Consider the following 17,885-nt stretch of genomic DNA (forward strand, 5'->3'; position numbering starts at 1 on the left):
TCGGGGCGGACCGTCGCCGGGTGGGCGCTGAAGGGGACGCGCCCTCCGCCGGACGGCGGCGCAACCGGGGACTGGCATCCCCGGTCGGACACGGGCATCCGCAGTCGTGGACGGACATCTGTGGACGGGCATTCGCGGCCGGAGATGGGCATTTGTGGTCGAAGGGGCGAAACTTCGCGGATGGAAGGGCGGTCTCCGCTGGCAGAGGGGTGCTCTGCGTTGACGGAGGGATCGGGAGGGGGCGATCCGCGTTTGATTCCTGAACAAAATTGAGCGGAAAGGTTGTGGAGGCGCGTACGGGGGCAAGTGTCGTCATCGGGAAGGGGAGTTCACCCGAACAGCGCATATCGGATGCTCACGGACGGTCGGTTCGCATTCGGGCAAGAGCTGCCGAGCGCTGCCCCTGGCGGCCCTTCGCGGCCTACTGTTGAGATGTGCGCCTGCCACGCCCGGCCACGGGCGGAGACCGGGGCGCGGTGGCATGGGGCTGAATCGTCGGGTGACATCGGCACCGCCGGCTGTGAGAGGGACGGAATGAAACCGACCGAGAGCGCCGCACCGGTGTCGCGGCTGCAAGGTTTCGTCGGCCTCACCCCCAAAGTGAGTGCCGTCGTCGTGGCGTTCGCCTTCCTTCTGATCACGACCGGTTTCTACCGGACTCTGAACGAAGGACACGCACTCTTTCCCGCCGGTGAGGTCGGCTGGTCCCTCGCCGTCCTCACCGGCGTGATCGTCGGCCATCTGGTGGCGCTCGGACGCGATCGCTGGTGGGGCGGCACCGGTTCCGGGGCCGCCCTGACGCTCGCCGTACTGCTCCTCTACGGCTGGGTGCCCGCCGGTCTGGTCAGCCTGGTCGTCGTCGTGCTCGTCGGAGTGGCCCGCAGACACCGCTGGTGGCAGGGGCTGTTGCACGGCGCCGTGGACATCCTGGGGATAGCCGCGGCGGCCCTGGTGCTCGCCGCGTTCGGCGACGTCCAGACCGTCGAGTCGCCCTGGCAGCCACTCGACTGGGGCATCGCCGCCGTTCCCGAGGTCCTGCTCGCCGCCACCACCTACCTTCTGGTCACCCGTGCCCTGCTGTGGTACGCGGGGACGCCCCAGGGCAACGGACTGCCGACCGTCGCCCGCACCGCGCTGCTGCGGCAGGGCCTCGTCGTGGTGGCGCTGCTCGGCATCGCGCCGCTGATCTGCGTCGTCGCGACGGCCATGCCCGTGCTCCTGCCGCTCTTCGCGGTCCCGCTCATCGCCCTGGACTCCACCCTCTGGATCGCCCGCGCCCGGGCCGAGGAGCAGTTGCGCGACCCGCTCACCGGACTTCCCAACCGGCAGTGGCTGCTGGAGCGCATCTGGACGGCGCTGGAGGACGCCGAAGCCATCGGGGCCAGATCCGCACTCGTCCTGATCGACCTCGACCGGTTCCGCGCGGTGAACGACACCCTCGGCCATCTGGCGGGGGACCGGTTGCTCCTCCAGATAGCGGAGCGGCTCAAGCTCGCGCTGCCGCGCGGGGCGGAGGCGGCGCGGCTCGGGGGCGACGAGTTCGCCGTGCTGCTGCCGACCACCGACTCCACCACCAGCGCCCAGCGGGTGGCCCGCCACCTCGTCGCGGAACTGTCCTCCCCGCTGGACCTGGACGGCCTGACCCTGGTGCTGGAGGCCAGCGCCGGTGTCGCCGTCCACCCGGACCACGCGCCGGACGCCGAAGGGCTGCTCCGCCGGGCCGACGTGGCGATGTACCAGGCCAAGCGCGACCGCACGGGCGTCGAGGTGTACGAGTCGAAGCGGGACAGCAACACCCCCGACCGGCTCGGGCTCCTCGGTGACCTGCGCCGCGCGCTGGACGCCGGTGAGGTGGAACTCCACTACCAGCCGAAGGTCCGCTTCGACGGCCAGGTGGCGGGCCTGGAGGCCCTGGTGCGCTGGGTGCACCCGGAGCGCGGCCGGGTTCCCCCGGACGAGTTCATCGCCATCGCCGAGTCGTCCGGGCTGATGCCGCACCTCACCGAGTACGTCCTGGAGACGGCGCTGGCCCAGGTCGCCCGGTGGCGGGCGCAGGGGCTGTTCGTCCCGGTCGCGGTCAACGTCTCCCCGCGCGACGTCCACACCCCCGGTTTCGCGGGCGGCGTCGCGGCCCGGCTCGCCCGGCACGGCGTGCCTGCCGGGGCGCTCCAGTTGGAGATAACGGAGCACGTGCTGCTGGAGGACCCGCAGCGTGCGGCCGACACCCTGGCCGGACTCACCGGGCACGGCGTGAAGATGTCCCTCGACGACTTCGGCACCGGCTACTCCTCCCTGGTCCACCTGCGTCGGCTCCCGGTCAGCGAGTTGAAGATCGACCGGTCGTTCGTGGCCCGTCTCGCCGTCGACAACGAGGACGCGGAGATTGTCCGCTGCACCATCGACCTCGCGCATTCGCTGGGCCTGCTGGTGGTCGCGGAGGGCGTCGAGGACGACGTGACCTGGGAGCGGCTGCGCGATCTGCGCTGCGACGCGGTGCAGGGCTGGCTGGTGGCCGCGGCGATGCCGCCGCAGGAGACGACGGCCTGGCTGCGGGCGCGGGGCGAGCACGGGTGGCGCAGGCCGGCCGAGCTGGCCGCCGCGGCCGCGGCGGCAGCGGCCGCTGCGGTGGCCAAGAACCCCGAGCTGGAGCAACGGCCGCCGGGGCGGGCGGTCGATTCACGGCCCGCGACGACCTGACGCGGGGACGTCCTCGGCCGGCGGGCGGGCGTCGTCCGGCGCGCACCCGCGGCGCGGCCGGGTGCGCGCCCCCGAGGGGCCGGATCTCCCGCCCGACCAGGGTCTTCGCCCCGGTGGCGGGAGCGGTCGCGGGCGACCCCATAGGATTGGGCCAAAACCACACACCAACCCCTGAGGATCGCTGCATGCCTGGCATCACGCGCGAGGAGGTCGCCCACCTCGCCCGGCTGGCGCGTCTGGAGCTGAAGGGCGAAGAGCTCGATCACTTCGCCGGTCAGCTCGACGACATCATCGGCGCGGTCGCCCGCGTCTCCGAGGTCGCCGACCAAGACGTACCGCCGACCTCCCACCCGCTGCCGCTGACCAACGTCATGCGCGCGGACGAGGTCCGTCCGTCGCTCACCCCCGAGCAGGCGCTCTCCGGCGCCCCGGCCCAGGAGCAGCAGCGTTTCAAGGTGCCGCAGATCCTGGGGGAGGACTGAAAGCCATGACGGACAACAGCACCATCATCAAGCTCACCGCCGCCGAGATCGCCGCGAGGATCGCCTCCGGCGAGCTCACCGCCGTCGAGGTCACCGAGGCGCACCTGGCCCGGATCGACGCGGTCGACGAGAAGGTCCACGCCTTCCTGCACATCGACCGCGAGGGCGCGCTCGCGCAGGCCCGTGCCGTCGACGCGAAGCGGGCGGCCGGCGAGAAGCTGGGCCCGCTGGCCGGCGTCCCGCTCGCGCTCAAGGACATCTTCACCACCGAGGGCGTGCCGACCACCGTCGGTTCCAAGATCCTCGAAGGCTGGATCCCGCCGTACGACGCGACGCTCACCAAGCGGCTGAAGGCCGCCGACGTCGTCATCCTCGGCAAGACCAACATGGACGAGTTCGCCATGGGGTCCTCCACCGAGAACAGCGCCTACGGCCCGACCGGCAACCCGTGGGACCTCACCCGCATCCCGGGCGGCTCCGGCGGCGGCTCCTCGGCCGCCCTCGCCTCGTACGAGGCCCCGCTCGCCATCGGCACGGACACCGGCGGCTCCATCCGCCAGCCCGCCGCCGTCACCGGCACCGTCGGCGTCAAGCCCACCTACGGCAGCGTCTCCCGCTACGGCATGGTGGCGTTCTCCAGCTCCCTGGACCAGGGCGGTCCCTGCGCCCGCACGGTCCTGGACGCGGCCCTGCTGCACGAGGTGATCGCCGGGCACGACCCGATGGACTCCACGTCCATCGACGCCCCGGTCCCGCCGGTCGTCGAGGCCGCCCGCAACGGCAGCGTCGACGGCATGCGCATCGGCGTCGTCAAGCAGTTCTCCGGCGAGGGGTACCAGGCGGGTGTCGTCCAGCGCTTCAACGAGTCGGTCGAGCTGCTGAAGTCGCTCGGTGCCACGATCGTCGAGCTGGACTGCCCGTCGTTCGACCTGGCGCTGTCCGCGTACTACCTGATCGCGCCGTCCGAGTGCTCCTCGAACCTCGCCCGGTTCGACGCCATGCGCTACGGCCTGCGGGTCGGCGACGACGGCACGAAGTCCGCCGAGGACGTCACCGCGCTCACCCGCGAGGCCGGCTTCGGCGACGAGGTCAAGCGCCGCGTCATCCTCGGCACGTACGCGCTCAGCTCCGGCTACTACGACGCGTACTACGGCTCGGCCCAGAAGGTCCGCACCCTGATCACCCGGGACTTCGAGAAGGCCTTCGCGCAGGGCGACGGCGTCGATGTCATCGTCTCCCCGACGACACCGACCACCGCCTTCCCGATCGGCGAGCGCGCCGACGACCCGATGGCCATGTACCTCGCGGACCTCTGCACCATCCCGACCAACCTCGCCGGCAACGCCGCCATGTCGCTCCCCTGCGGCCTGGCTCCCGAGGACGGCCTGCCGGTCGGCCTGCAGATCATCGCCCCCGCCATGAAGGACGACCGGCTGTACAAGGTCGGCGCCGCCGTCGAGGCCGCCTTCGTGGAAAAGTGGGGTCACCCGCTGCTGGAGGAGGCACCGTCACTGTGAGCGCACTGACCAAGGCCAAGGGCTTCAAGAAGTCCCGGACCGGTACGTACCTGTCCATCGGCACCACCGCCTTCGGGGCACTCGGCGTCATCAGGCAGGCCAAGCAGGCCCGCAACGAGCACGACACGCTCCGACTCGTCGACGCCGTCGTCTCCGCCGCCGCCATCGCCACCGGTATCGCCCTGCTGCTGCGCGAGCTCAAGCGCATCGGCGACGACGACGTACTGCTGGGCTGAGAGGGAAGTTTCACCGTGACTGTCACCGACCTGGTGTCGTACGAGGACGCCCTCGCGTCCTACGACCCCGTCATGGGCCTGGAGGTCCATGTCGAGCTCGGCACCAAGACCAAGATGTTCTGCGGCTGCTCGACCGAGCTCAAGCAGGACGCCAACTCCCAGACCTGCCCGGTCTGCCTCGGCCTGCCCGGCGCCCTGCCGGTCGTCAACGAGATCGGCGTCGAGTCGGCCATCAAGATCGGCCTCGCGCTGAACTGCGAGATCGCCGAGTGGTGCCGCTTCGCCCGGAAGAACTACTTCTATCCGGACATGCCGAAGAACTTCCAGACCTCCCAGTACGACGAGCCGATCGCCTTCGACGGCTACCTGGACGTCCAGCTGGAGGACGGGGAGGTCTTCCGGGTCCACATCGAGCGCGCCCACATGGAGGAGGACACCGGCAAGTCGACCCACGTCGGCGGTGCCACCGGCCGCATCCAGGGCGCCTCGCACTCCCTGCTCGACTACAACCGGGCAGGCATCCCGCTCATCGAGATCGTCACCAAGCCGATCGAGGGCGCGGGCGCCCGCGCCCCCGAGGTCGCCAAGGCGTACGTCGCCGAGCTCCGCGAGCTCATCAAGGCGCTCGGCGTCTCGGAGGCCCGGATGGAGATGGGCCAGATGCGCTGCGACGTCAACCTGTCGCTGCGCCCCAACGGCACCGAGACCTTCGGTACGCGCTCCGAGACGAAGAACGTGAACTCGCTGCGTTCCGTCGAGCGCGCCGCCCGCTTCGAGATCCAGCGCCACGCCGCAGTGCTGTCCTCGGGCGGCACGGTCGTGCAGGAGACCCGGCACTTCCACGAGGAGGACGGCTCGACCACGGCCGGCCGCATCAAGGACAACGCCGAGGACTACCGCTACTTCCCCGAGCCCGACCTGGTGCCGGTCGCCCCGTCCCGCGAGTGGGTCGAGGAGCTCCGGGGCGGCCTCCCCGAGCTGCCGCGGGTGCGCCGCAACCGGCTGAAGGAGGAGTGGGGTGTCTCCGAGCACGACATGCAGTCCATCCTCAACGCGGGCGCGGTCGACCTGATCGTCGCCACGACCGACGCGGGCGCCCCCTCGGACCAGGCCCGCAAGTGGTGGATGGGCGAGCTGGCCCGCAACGCCAACGAGACCGGCCGCGGCCTCGACGAGCTGCCGATCACCCCGGCGCAGGTCGCCCGGGTGGCCGAGCTCGTCGCCTCGGGCGACCTCAACGACAAGCTGGCCCGCCAGGTCATCGAGGGCGTCCTCGCGGGCGAGGGCGACCCGGACACCGTCGTCGAGAAGCGCGGCCTGAAGGTCGTCTCCGACGAGGGCGCGCTGGGCGCGGCCGTGGACGAGGCCATCGCCGCCAACGCGGCCGTCGCGGACAAGATCCGCGGTGGCAAGGTCGCGGCGGCGGGCGCGCTCGTCGGCGCGGTCATGAAGGCCACCCGCGGCCAGGCGGACGCGGCCCGGGTGCGCGAGCTGATCCTGGAGAAGCTCGGCGTCCAGGGCTGACCCGCCCGACCGTTTCGCAGACCCCGTTCGCCGCGTGCGTGCGGGGTCTGCGACGTTTCCCCGCGCGGTCCGGGCGCTTCCCGGCGGCCGGGCCGGTTCCGTTCCCAGGCAGCAGGGCCGGTGCCGTCCCGGGACACGGACCGATGTGGCAGGGGTCTAACGCCTGAGCACGGGAGTGCCGAGCGCGAGTTGCGCGCCGTCGCAGTTCTCGTCGACCTGGATGCGCAGTCGCAGCCGGTTCTCGATGTTCAGGGACAGCTTCTGGGGCTTGCCCAGTTCGAGGGTGCCGACCCACAGGGTGGTTCTGTCCGCCTTGATGGTCAGCCGACCCGACTCGTAGTTCGAGTTGTCGTCGATGCCTGCGGTCAGGTCGAAGGTCTTCCAGGCCCTGCCGAGATTGAACTCCATGTACGGTCCGTCGTTGCAGTCGGGCGACGCCACATAGGCGTCCGCATGCTGCTGGGCGTCGAGAGTCGCGGACCCCACCTCGAAGCCGACGGGTTCGGCGATCGGGGTCAGCGTGGTCAGCGACACCTCCGGGGCGTCGGCGGCGGTACCGGGCGCCGTCGGATCCGCCGACGGGCCGTCGCCCGCGCCGTCCTGGTCCCCGGAATCCGCGTCGGGCGTTGCGGCGTCGGACTCGGCCGCGTCGGAATCCGGGGACGACGAGGCGGCGGCTCCGCCCGCCCGCCGGTTGCCGTCGTCGTCGTTGCGCAGGAGTGCCCACGCCCCGCCCGCGCCGAGCGCGCCGGCGATCAGCACGGCGACCACCGCCAGGACAACGGTCCGCCGCTTCCGCTTCTCCCTCGGCGCGTGCGGAGGCTGCTGACCGTGTGCGGACTGCGGGACCGGCGCGGGGTGAGGGGGTGGTGAGGCGTACGGCTGCTCCCCGGCCGTCGCCTCCTGGTCCTGGTCCGGCACGGTTTCCGGCGTCGTGAGGGGCGCCGTCGCCGGGTCGGGGTTCACCGTGGCGGGCAGCGGAACGCCCGGGTCGGCGGAGGCGGTGATCGGTGGCGGGAAGCCCGGCCGGGTGTCCTCGCCGGGGACCGCGGGCGGGGCGCCGGGCGGCGGCAGGAGGGGCGGCGGCGGAACGGCCGGAACGGCGGCCGCGCCCGGTACCGCGTCGTGCACCGCGGCGGCCGCGGAACCGGTGACCGTCGTCGACACCACCGCCGACCGCACGTCCTTCACCCACGCCGACAGGCTCTCCGGGCGCCGGTCGGGCTCGGCCGCGCAGATACGCAGGACCCGCTCCACCCGGTCCGGGGCCGCGGCCGTCACCTGGGGGAGTGCGGCCAGGGCGGCCCGCAGCTGCTCGGGGGTGCCCGGCGGGGCCTGACCGCTCAGCAGGAAGTAGGCGATCGCGCCGAACGCGTACCGGTCGGTGTTCGGGGTCCGCTTGCCCTCGAAGACCTCCGGCGCCGCGTACCCGGGGGTGAACCAGACCTCCGCCGTCTGGTGGTCGGCCGTCAGCTTGCTCAGCCCGAAGTCGACGAGAGTGGCCTGGCCGTGCGCGTCGACCATCACGTTCCCCGGGGACAGGTCGCCGTGCACGACGGTCCGGCCGGAGGGGGTCGCCCGCCCGGAGTGCAGCCAGTCCAGCACGTCCGCGAGCTGTTCCAGGGTCCGCAGCACCTCCCTGCGCTCGGCGTGGGTGGCGAGGGTGCGCTCCTCCCGCCAGTCGCGCAGATCGAGGCCGTCCACATGGTTCATGACCAGGACGAGGGAGCGCCCGGCCGCGGTCGACGCGTCGCCGCGCCCGTGGATCGGCGGCCCCTCGAAGTGCTCGCGCACGCCTACCACGCCCGGACGGTTCACGAACCGCAGCAGCTCCGCCTGGTCCAGCCACTTGGCACTGAGCCGCTGGAACTGTTCGATGCTGATCGTGGTCCGGGAGTCCAGGACCTTCACGACCACCGTCTCGGGCGCACCGTCGAGCTCGATCTCGGCCCGGTAGAGGACGGCCTCGCCGCCCCTCCCGATGGAATTGAGCAGGCGGTATCTGTCCGGTGCGGAATCCGGTCCGATATGGTGCGACCCACTGTTCAACTGTTCCCCCAGCAAAGGTAATTGACGGCCAGTAATGACCTGGGGAGCAAGACTGCCGCGCGGGCCCGCCCCGGTCAACGCGCGAGAAGCGCCGGGACGCCGCCGGGGCGCCCGGAGACGGCCGGGCGGCGGTTGGACTTTCCGGCCGACGTGTTGGACGTTCACCGCCGGGCCGTCCGCAGTCCTTCCCCGGGCCACCCGGCTTGATTAATTTCCCGCTGTACCACCGACTCGGGAGGATCACGTGACCACGGACATTTCACGGCGGCGGCTCTTCGCACTCGGCGGCGGCGCGCTCGGCACCGCGGCGGCGGGTTCGCTGCTGCCGCCGTCGCTGCGGGCCGCGATGGCCGCCCAGCCCGCCGCGGCCGGGTCAGGTGGCCGCGGCGGGCTCGGAGCCATCAAGCACGTGGTGATCCTGATGCAGGAGAACCGTTCCTTCGATCATTACTTCGGGACGCTCCGGGGCGTTCGCGGATTCGGCGACCGCAACGCCGTCGAGCTGCCCTCCGGCGGTTCTGTCTTCGAGCAGCCCGCCCCGCTCGGTGCGTCCGTGCTGCCGTTCCCGGTGCGCGGCGCCGCCGAGACGCAGAAGAAGGACCTCCAGTACATCGGCGCGCTCGACCATTCCTGGAACGGCGGCGGCAAGGCGTGGGCCGGCGGGTGGATGAACGGCTGGGTGAGCGCGAAGACCGCCGCCACCATGGCGTACTACGACCGCCGGGACATACCACTGCACTACGAACTCGCCGACACCTTCACGGTCTGCGACGCCTACCACTCCTCAATCCACTCCTCGACCAGCCCCAACCGCAACCACCTGTGGAGCGGGAAGACGGGCAACGAGCCGAACGGCAGGCGCGCCGTCGACAACGACGCCTACGACGAGGGCACGCATCCCGGCTACGACTGGGGCACCTACGCGGAGCGGCTGGAGAAGGCCGGGCGCAGCTGGCGCACGTACACCGAGTGGGAGAACTTCACCGACAACCAGATCGAGTTCTTCGCCACCTTCAAGGCGGTCGCCCGCAAGGCCCTGGCGAGGACCGGCGGCCACACGTACATGGAGTCCTTCTACGCGGCGGTCCGGGACGCGGACGCGGCCGAGCGGGAGCGGCTGTTCGGCCTGCTCGAAGAGGGGGTCGCCACCCTCGACAGGACCGAGCGCAGCCTCTTCGAGCGGGCGCTGCGCCGGGTGGAGACCGGGACGCTCGCCGACGAGTTCGCCAAGGACGTGGCGGCGGGCACCCTGCCCGAGGTCTCGTACCTGGTGCCGTCGGCCGTCGACTCCGAGCACCCGAGCGTCTCCTCGCCGATCCACAGCGCCACGATCGTCTACAAGGTCCTCGACGCGCTGGGCAAGCACCCCGACGTGTGGCGGCACACCGCCGTCATCATCAACTACGACGAGAACGACGGCTTCTTCGACCACGTGCCGCCGCCGGTCGCACCGCCCGAGGTGGCCGAGGAGCAGTGGGAGGGCAAGCCCACCGGCCTCGGGATGCGGGTGCCGCTGCTCGTCGTGTCGCCGTGGACCGTGGGCGGCTACGTCTGCTCCGAGGTCTTCGACCACACCTCCGTGATCCGCTTCCTGGAGCGCTGGACGGGTGTGGAGGAGCCGAACATCAGCGCCTGGCGCCGGACCGTCACCGGCGACCTGACCTCGGCCTTCGACTTCGGGCGTGCGCGCAGGCGGCCCGATGTGGAGCAGCCGGGCGCCATTCCGCCGTTCAGCGGGCGCTGGGCGCCCAGGCCCCCGGCCGAGCAGCGCATGCCCGTGCAGGAGCCCGGACACCGTCCGGCCCGCGCACTGCCGTACCAGCCGGACGCCCAGGCCCGGCTGGTGGACGGGGCGGTGCGGGTGACGCTCAGCAACACCGGCCGCTCGTCCGCGCACTTCGCGCTGTACCCGTACGCGGGCGAGTTCCCCGTACCGCAGCACCGGGACGTCAGGGGCACGGACCAGTGGACCGTGCCCGTCGCAGGGGCGGCGTACCGGTTCACGGTGACGGGACCGAACGGCTTCCGGCGCGAGTTCGCCGGCCCGGCGGGGAACGGCGCGTCGGCCGGTGCCGAGGTCGCCTCCCGGACAGACGCGCACGAGCGCGACCTGCACCTCACCCTGCGCAACGACGGGCGGTCCACGCTCACCTTCACGGTGCGGCCGCTGGGCTACGTCGACGAGGCGGACCTGCGGGACTGGACCAGGACCGTCAGGGTCAAGCCGGGACGCAGCCGTACGGTGGTGCACTCGGCGGCCGACGCGCACGGCTGGTACGACCTGGAGGTCACCGTCGACGGGGACGACGTCTTCCGGCGCCGGCTCATGGGACACATCGAGAACGGCAGGGCGAGCATCTCCGGCTGACCCGGAACCGGGCGGTCACGCGCAGCACCCCGCCGGGCCCGTGGCCGGTCCGGCGGGCACGGCGGCACGGGCGTTGTGAGTATTGCCACGAAAGGGGCAAAGGATCACTATCGGCTGCAAGAGTGGTGTTCTCAGGACATGTGTTCTTCGCAGGTGGCCCCGGCCCCGTCGTGCCGAAGAGCCACGAGCCGTCAGGGAGCACGTCCGTTGGCCGCCATTGCCCGCTGGTGCATCAGTCACCGCCTCGTCACCGTTCTCATGTGGCTCCTCGCACTCGGCGGAGCAGCCACCGCCGCCGGCCTCGCGGGCTCCGCGTACACCAACCAGTACGACGTGCCCGGAACGGAGGCAGGACGGGCCGCCGAGCTCCTGAAGGACGGTTTCACCGACCTCGGCGGGGACACCGACACCATCGTCTGGCACACCGCCGACTCCACCGTGCGGGCCGCCGACGTCCGGCAGACGATGACCCGCACCCTGCACGAGGTGGAGCAGCTGCCCGGTGTCGGTGCCGTCACCGGACCGTACGGGGCCTCCGGCACCGGACAGATCAGCGAGGACGGGCGCACCGCCTACGCCACGGTCACCTTCGACCGCCCCTCCGACGAGATCTCGGCCCAGCAGGCCCGGGCGCTCGTGGACACCGCGAAGGCGGCCGAGGGCCATTCCCTCCAGGTGGAACTGGGCGGCTCGGCGGTCGCCCTCACCGAGGCGCCCGCCGTCCACTTCAGCGAGATCATCGGCGTCGTCGTCGCGGCCGTCGTCCTGTTCCTCGCCTTCGGCTCGCTCGCGGCCAGCCTGCTGCCCATCGCCACCGCCCTCGTCTCCGTCGGCACCGCTTACGCGGGCATCACGCTGCTGGGCCACGTGATGACCGTCGCCGACTTCGCCCCGATGCTCGGCATGCTGATCGGGCTCGGCGTCGGCATCGACTACGCGCTGTTCATCGTCACCCGGCACCGCAGCGGCCTGCGCAGAGGCAGGTCCGTGCCCGACGCCGCTCGCGAAGCCGTCGCGACCACCGGCCGGGCCGTCGTCTTCGCCGGGGCCACCGTCTGCATCGCGCTGCTCGGCATGCTCGTCCTGCGGCTCGACTTCCTCAACGGCGTGGCGATCGCGGCCTCGCTCACCGTGGTCCTCACCGTCGCCGCGTCGGTGACCCTGCTGCCCGCGCTGCTGTCCTTCATCGGCATGCGGGCACTGAGCCGCCGCGAACGTGCCCGGCTCGCCGAGCACGGGCCGCAACCCGAACTCCCCACCGGCTTCGCCGCCCGCTGGTCCGCGTTCGTCGAACGCCACCCCAAGCTGCTCGGGGTGCTCGCCGCCGCGGTGATGCTGGTGCTGGCGCTGCCCACCTTCTCACTGCACCCGGGCACCTCCGACCAGGGGAACAACCCCACGTCGTCGACCACCCGGCAGGCGTACGACCTGCTGGCCGACGGATTCGGGCCAGGCGTCAACGGTCCGCTGACCGTCGCGGCGCAGCTCGACGGCGCCGACGACCGGCTCGCGATGGACGGCCTGCCCGCCGTGCTGCGCGCCACCGACGGCGTGGCCTCGGTCGGGCCGGTCACGTACAACGGCAGCGGCGACACGGCCTTCGTCACCGTCGTGCCGACGTCCTCCCCGCAGTCGCGGGACACCAGCGAACTCGTCGACCGGCTGCGCACCGACGTCCTTCCGGCGGCCGAGGCGAACACCTCGCTCCGGGCCCACGTGGGCGGGGTGACGGCAGGCTACGACGACTTCGCCCGGACCGTCATGGGCAAGCTGCCGCTCTTCGTCGGCGTGGTCGTCGGGCTCGGCTGCCTGCTCCTGCTGCTGGCCTTCCGGTCCGTCGGCATTCCGCTCAAGGCCGCGGTGATGAACATCGCCGCCGTCGCCGCCTCGTTCGGGGTCGTCGTGGCGGTCTTCCAGTGGGGGTGGGGGAGCGAACTGCTGGGACTGGGCGGCGCCGGTCCGATCGAACCGTTCCTGCCGGTGATCATGGTGTCCGTGCTCTTCGGGCTCTCCATGGACTACCAGGTGTTCCTGGTGGGGCGGATGTACGAGGAGTGGTTGGAGACCCGTGACAACCGGCGGGCGGTCCGGGTCGGCCTCGCCGAGACCGGGCGAGTGATCAACTCGGCTGCCGTGATCATGATTTCGGTCTTCCTCGCGTTCGTCCTCAGCGGCGACCGGGTCATCGCGATGTTCGGCATCGCGCTGGCCGCGGCCGTGGCCCTCGACGCCTTCGTCCTCCGTACGCTGCTGGTCCCGGCCCTGATGCACCTGCTCGGCGGGGCGAACTGGTGGCTGCCGCGTCGGCTGGACCGGTGGCTGCCGCGGATCAGCATCGAACCGCCGGAGTGCGGTGTGCCGCGTTCGGGGACGCGGCGACCGGCGGAACCGGGCGAGGCCGCGCAGCCGGTGGAGACGGCGGAGGCGGCCCGGGAGCGGGCGTGAGGCGCGTGCCGCGCACCGCGGCCGGCGGCTATGCCCCGCGGCCGAATCTGGCCGGTGCGTATTCGGCCCGGCGTTCGCGGTACGTGCGGCCCAGGTGATGCTGGAGCCGGATGTGGCGGAACTGGTACACCGCACCGGTCTGCCGCAGTACTCCCCGACGGTAGGCGTCGTCCAGGAAGGCCACCGTGTCCCAGGGCAGCTTGCCCGTCAGGGGCAGCCAGATGCGCGAGAGGACCGCCCACCGTCCCCAGGCGGTGAACGACAACACGTACGAGAGCCCGCCGCCGAGCCCGCCGACGGCACCGATGGCGAGCCCGTCCGCCAGCCCCCAGCCCATCGGCCCGAGGATCTTGCTGAGCAGCCCGGTGATCAGACGGCCGCCGACGGCGATCGCGAGGGTGAGGGCCGGCACGAGGACGAGGACCTGCCGGACCACCGTCGCACGGTTCGAGGCCAGCAGGCTCACCGGGGTGGCCGCCGAGGCCACGTCCAGGGGTGCTTCGAGCGCGGCCGTGAGCCCGAAGACCAGCCCGGCGCCCGCCGCGAAGATCAGCCCGAGGACCAGCATGTTGATGAGCGTGCCTCTGATCACCAGGCCGTTCGTGAGCGGGATCCCGTGGTACACCTGGCGTTGGACGGCGAGGGCGCACGCGCAGCCGACGCCCATCACGAATCCGCCCGGCAGAACGGCCCCGAACCGGGCGGCGAACGTGCGGCCCGGTCTCCGGGCGAGGCCCGCGGCCGTGCCGGGCATCCGCAACCGGACCCGGGACGGCGCGAAGACCCCGCCGCCGAGCGAGACCAGGATCCCGTGCACGCACCCGAAGGCGAGCCCGGCGACCACCCCCATCGAACTCCCCAGCAGCAGCGCCTCGCCGACGACGAACGACGGGGTGAGCAGAGTGACGAGCCACTCGGCCACGGTCACGCACAGCGCGGAGGTCACCACGACCGTCAGGAGACGCGTGGAGAGCCGTAGCGAGTCGCCGATCCGCCACCAGGCGAGGTCCTGCTGGTCGCGGTCGAGCCGGGCCAGATGGTGGGCGAGATAGCCGAGCCAGCGCTCGGCCTCCTCCGGATCCCGGTTCCGTTCTCCGGAACGGCGGCCGACGACGCCGCGTTCGGCGGCATGACGCCGGTAGACCGTCGGCACGAAGCCGGCCAGCAGATGGTCCTCGAGCGCGTTCGCGTCGGGGAACCGTTCGGGGTCCAGCAGCTCGATCGGATCCCGGTCGGGGGCCTCGCTGTACATCGTCCGCGCCAGCACGATCATGAGCGGAGTCGTGAGCACCTGGGCGAGCGGCGCGCCCACCGGGTCCTTCGGGGCCCGCAGTTGCTGCAGAACGGGTTTCCACACCGACTCGTCGGGTCCGCCGTCGTCCCGGGCCACGGGCCGGGCCGTCCTCGGCAGGTAGGCCGCGAGGTCGTCGAGGGTGAGGTCGGTGAGTTCGATGCCGGCGGCCCAGACCAGCGGAGCCCCCACGGCCTGGACGGCCTCGGCGAACTCGGCGCGCCGACTGGTCAGCACGAGGGGGAGCGAGGTGGTGTTGAGTGCCTCCAGGGCGGCACGCCGCAGCCCTTCCGCGATCTCGTCGAACCCGTCCAGGACCGGCAGCACGACACCGGCGTCGATCAGCGCGGCGGCCAGCGTCCCGCCGCCGGGGGCCCGTCCGGACAGATGTGGATGATCACGCATCAGCAGGTCGATCAGCCAGTCCCGCAGGGCGACGGCCGTGGGGTCCCAGGAACCGAGGCTGAAGATCACCGGCACCCGGTCGACGAAGTCCGCGGCCTCCAGGAAATCCAGGACGAACCTGATCGTCAGGATCGACTTGCCCGAGCCGGCCCGGCCGAGCACCACCAGCCGCCCGGACCGGATGCGCCGGTAGACCTCGGTGACGCTCCGGACATCACCGCTGAGATCCAGCGGGCGCGCAGTCGCTCCCGACGGCAGGCGCTGAACGTTCGCCGGGTAGTCGATGAGGGACGCGGGCGCCTTCTGCCAGCGCACCGGCAGGGGGAACGGGTCATGAACCCGGCGTTGTTCCTCTTCGTGCTGCCAACGGCGTCTGATTTCCGTCGACAATGCGGCGGCGGGGGCGGCGAGTGCGCCGAGGGCGGACGACCCCGCCCGTACCGTTCGTGAACGCCGCGGTAATGGCCGCTCGGCCGATTCGCTTGCGTCGGAGGCCGGTCGGGACGTCGCGGAAGGCGATTCGGGGACCCGGTCGTCCGGGCGGGACATACCGGAATCCGATTCGGGTGCTTGCGCCTTCGGCCGGGGTGTACCGGAATCCGGTTCGGGTGCAAGCGTCTTCGGGCGAGGCGTGCCGGAATCCGGTTCGGGGGAAACGGGTGCCGGTTCGCCCCGGGCCCCTGCCAGCAGGGCGGCAATGCGCCGACGATCCTCGGGCCCGGCCTCCAGGGCGTCCGCCAGCAGATTCAGCGTTCCGAGCCGATGGTCCCCGGATCTACCCGTCTCCAGTCTTCGGATGGTGCTGACACTCACTCCGGACCGGGCCTCCAACTGCTCCTGCGTCAGTCCCGCCTGAGCACGCAGTCGGCGCAACAACACGCCGAGCCGATCCGTCACTTCGACATCCCTCCACCACCGAGTGCGGCCGCCGGTGAGCCTATCGTGACGACCGGTCATATGTGACCGGTGCGTTGACCTGTCCAGTGAGCGGCGCGAACGCCACGATCGGAGATGTCCGGTCGGCGCGGGGACCCGGGACGGAGCGCACCGCGCAACCCTCCCGGGGAACCGACGGGGGTCCGCGGCGACCGGCGACGGGGGCCACACGGCCGCCTGCCGACCGGCCGTCCGGCAGGCGGCCGCGGTGGATCCCGACCGTCGGACCCGTTCCGGCGCCGAACCGGATCAGGGCTCATGAACGCCACCCGCCACGACACAGGAGGAGTCGGCATGGCATACCGCTACTGGTGTGGTGAATGCGGTTTCAAGACGCCGTGGCTCAGTGAGTCCGAGGGTGAAAAGCGCCAGTTGCAGCACTACGCCCAACGCCATCCCGGAATTCCTCCCGGTGGTCATGTGGAAGCGAACCGGAAGAATCCGGAGGGTGGAATCGGATGCATACAACTGGTCGGAATATTCGCCCTGTTGCTGATCATTGCGGCGGCGTGCAACCGCTGATCGATTCTCCCTCCCGCCCCGCTCCCGAAGTCCGCACGCACCGAATCCGCCCCGCTCCCGAAGCCGACACGCACCGAATCCGCCCCGCACCCGAAGCCGACACGCGCCGAATCCATCCCGCACCCGAACCCGACACGCACCGAATGCGGCGCGCATCCGGATTGCGTCACCCGAACGAAATCTGACATCCAAGTCGAAACGGAGAGACAGATGACGAACGTGCTCGATGGTTCCCGGAACGGCCTCCCGGCGGGCACCGGGCGGCCCTCGCGGGCATCGGGACACCGGCGGTGGTTGCTGCCGGCCGCCGTGGCCGCCTGCCTCCTGCTGACCGGCGTCGGCTCGGCGAGCGCCGCCGAACCGGCCCCGGCCGACATCCTCCGGGCCGGCGCGCAGAAGGGCGTCGCCGACGGATACCCGGGCGTGATCGGCATGGTGCGCCAGGGGGATAACGCCCAGTACGTGCACGCGGGTGTCGGCGACCGTGCGACCAAGGTGCCCGCGGACCCGAAGGCGAAGTTCCGGATCGGCAGCAACACCAAGGCGTTCATCTCCACCGTCCTGCTCCAACTGGAGGGCGAGCACCGGCTCTCGCTGGACGACACCGTCGCCCGGTGGCTGCCGGGGGCGGTCGCCGCCAACGGCTACGACGGAGGAAAGATCACGATCCGTCAGTTGCTCAACCACACCTCGGGCCTGCCCGACTACCTCAGCACCCTTCAGGTCTCCGGACCGTACTTCCTCAACACCAACCCGCGGGAGGTCCTGCCGCCGCAGAAGCTGGTCGACATCGGGCTCGCCCGGCAGGCACCGCAGTCCGCGCCGGGGGAGAAATTCGGTTACTCCAACACCAATTACCTGCTCGCGGGCATGGTGATCAAGGCCGTCACGGGCTCGGAACCGGCTGCTGAGGTCCAGCGGCGCATCATCGAACCACTCGGTCTGCGCGACACCGAATTCCCCACCGCGGACCCCGCTCTGTACGGCAACTACCTGCACGGGCACGCCATCCGCCTGATCCTGATCGACGATGTCACGGTCTCCAACGTCCAGGTCTCCGGGAGCGCCGGTGCCATCGTGTCGACCCTGGACGATCTGGCGACCTTTTCCCGTGCGCTGCTGACCGGAAAGCTCCTGGCCCCCGCGCAGCTGGCCGAGCTCAAGACCACGGTGCCGGTGGACGCCGCGGGCAACGTCGGCTACGGGCTGGGTCTGGAACACATGAAGCTGCCCTGCGGGAAGTGGGCCTGGGGGCACAACGGCGCGGTGCTCGGCTACTTCAGCGAGTGGCTGACCAGCGAGGACGGCACCGAGCAGGCACTGCACGCGAACAACGAGTTCCACATGCTCGCCGGGACACAGGGGCAGGCCGACACGGGCAAGGCCATGACGGACGCGTTCTGCGCGCTCTGA

11 protein-coding genes are annotated in these 17,885 nt (G+C 71.4%); 9 read left to right on the top strand and 2 right to left on the bottom strand.

Translation table 11 applies throughout. The features are described 5' to 3' along the window. Positions 1 to 432: 432 nt before the first annotated feature. From ACFC79_RS03455 to gatB, 5 genes are all read left to right on the top strand, one after another. A complete protein-coding gene (locus ACFC79_RS03455; RefSeq protein ID WP_376234560.1) occupies positions 433 to 2,697 on the top strand; it encodes a putative bifunctional diguanylate cyclase/phosphodiesterase in 2,265 nt (754 codons plus the stop codon). 185 nt (positions 2,698 to 2,882) lie between these two features. Further along, a complete protein-coding gene (gatC, locus tag ACFC79_RS03460; protein WP_015036350.1) occupies positions 2,883 to 3,179 on the top strand; it encodes an Asp-tRNA(Asn)/Glu-tRNA(Gln) amidotransferase subunit GatC in 297 nt (98 codons plus the stop codon). 5 nt (positions 3,180 to 3,184) lie between these two features. Next, complete coding sequence (gene gatA, locus ACFC79_RS03465) at positions 3,185 to 4,696, top strand: Asp-tRNA(Asn)/Glu-tRNA(Gln) amidotransferase subunit GatA (RefSeq protein WP_376234564.1); 1,512 nt, start codon at positions 3,185 to 3,187, stop codon at positions 4,694 to 4,696. Beyond that, positions 4,693 to 4,932 (top strand): hypothetical protein, encoded by a 240-nt coding sequence (locus ACFC79_RS03470; protein WP_376234567.1) that lies wholly within the window; start codon positions 4,693 to 4,695, stop codon positions 4,930 to 4,932. The genes gatA and ACFC79_RS03470 overlap by 4 nt, the downstream gene beginning before the upstream one ends. Before the next feature lie 15 nt (positions 4,933 to 4,947). Further along, positions 4,948 to 6,456: an Asp-tRNA(Asn)/Glu-tRNA(Gln) amidotransferase subunit GatB gene (gatB, locus tag ACFC79_RS03475; RefSeq protein ID WP_376234570.1), complete on the top strand. Its 1,509-nt coding sequence runs from the start codon at positions 4,948 to 4,950 to the stop codon at positions 6,454 to 6,456. 156 nt (positions 6,457 to 6,612) lie between these two features. On the opposite strand, the gene ACFC79_RS03480 is transcribed toward gatB, so the two are convergent. Next, on the bottom strand, positions 6,613 to 8,505 hold the full coding sequence (locus tag ACFC79_RS03480; protein WP_376234573.1) for a protein kinase: 1,893 nt from the start codon (positions 8,503 to 8,505) through the stop codon (positions 6,613 to 6,615). Between the two features lie 244 nt (positions 8,506 to 8,749). Between ACFC79_RS03480 and ACFC79_RS03485 the strand changes: the two genes are divergently transcribed. After that, on the top strand, positions 8,750 to 10,873 hold the full coding sequence (locus tag ACFC79_RS03485; RefSeq protein WP_376234576.1) for a phosphocholine-specific phospholipase C: 2,124 nt from the start codon (positions 8,750 to 8,752) through the stop codon (positions 10,871 to 10,873). Positions 10,874 to 11,080: 207 nt separating this feature from the next. Then, positions 11,081 to 13,318, top strand: a complete 2,238-nt coding sequence (locus tag ACFC79_RS03490; RefSeq protein ID WP_376234578.1) for an MMPL family transporter — start codon at positions 11,081 to 11,083, stop codon at positions 13,316 to 13,318. A gap of 28 nt (positions 13,319 to 13,346) precedes the next feature. Here ACFC79_RS03490 and ACFC79_RS03495 read toward each other — a convergent pair whose 3' ends face one another. Beyond that, positions 13,347 to 15,971, bottom strand: coding sequence for a helix-turn-helix domain-containing protein (locus tag ACFC79_RS03495; protein WP_376234581.1), 2,625 nt, complete (start codon positions 15,969 to 15,971; stop codon positions 13,347 to 13,349). A gap of 273 nt (positions 15,972 to 16,244) precedes the next feature. Between ACFC79_RS03495 and ACFC79_RS03500 the strand changes: the two genes are divergently transcribed. Beyond that, positions 16,245 to 16,472 (top strand): hypothetical protein, encoded by a 228-nt coding sequence (locus ACFC79_RS03500; RefSeq protein ID WP_376234584.1) that lies wholly within the window; start codon positions 16,245 to 16,247, stop codon positions 16,470 to 16,472. A gap of 210 nt (positions 16,473 to 16,682) precedes the next feature. Then, positions 16,683 to 17,885 carry a serine hydrolase domain-containing protein gene (locus ACFC79_RS03505; RefSeq protein WP_376234587.1) on the top strand — a complete coding sequence of 401 codons (1,203 nt, stop codon included), beginning with the start codon at positions 16,683 to 16,685 and terminating at the stop codon, positions 17,883 to 17,885.

Origin of the sequence: Streptomyces sp. NPDC056061, assembly GCF_042266885.1 — a bacterium.
Classification (GTDB): domain Bacteria; phylum Actinomycetota; class Actinomycetes; order Streptomycetales; family Streptomycetaceae; genus Streptomyces.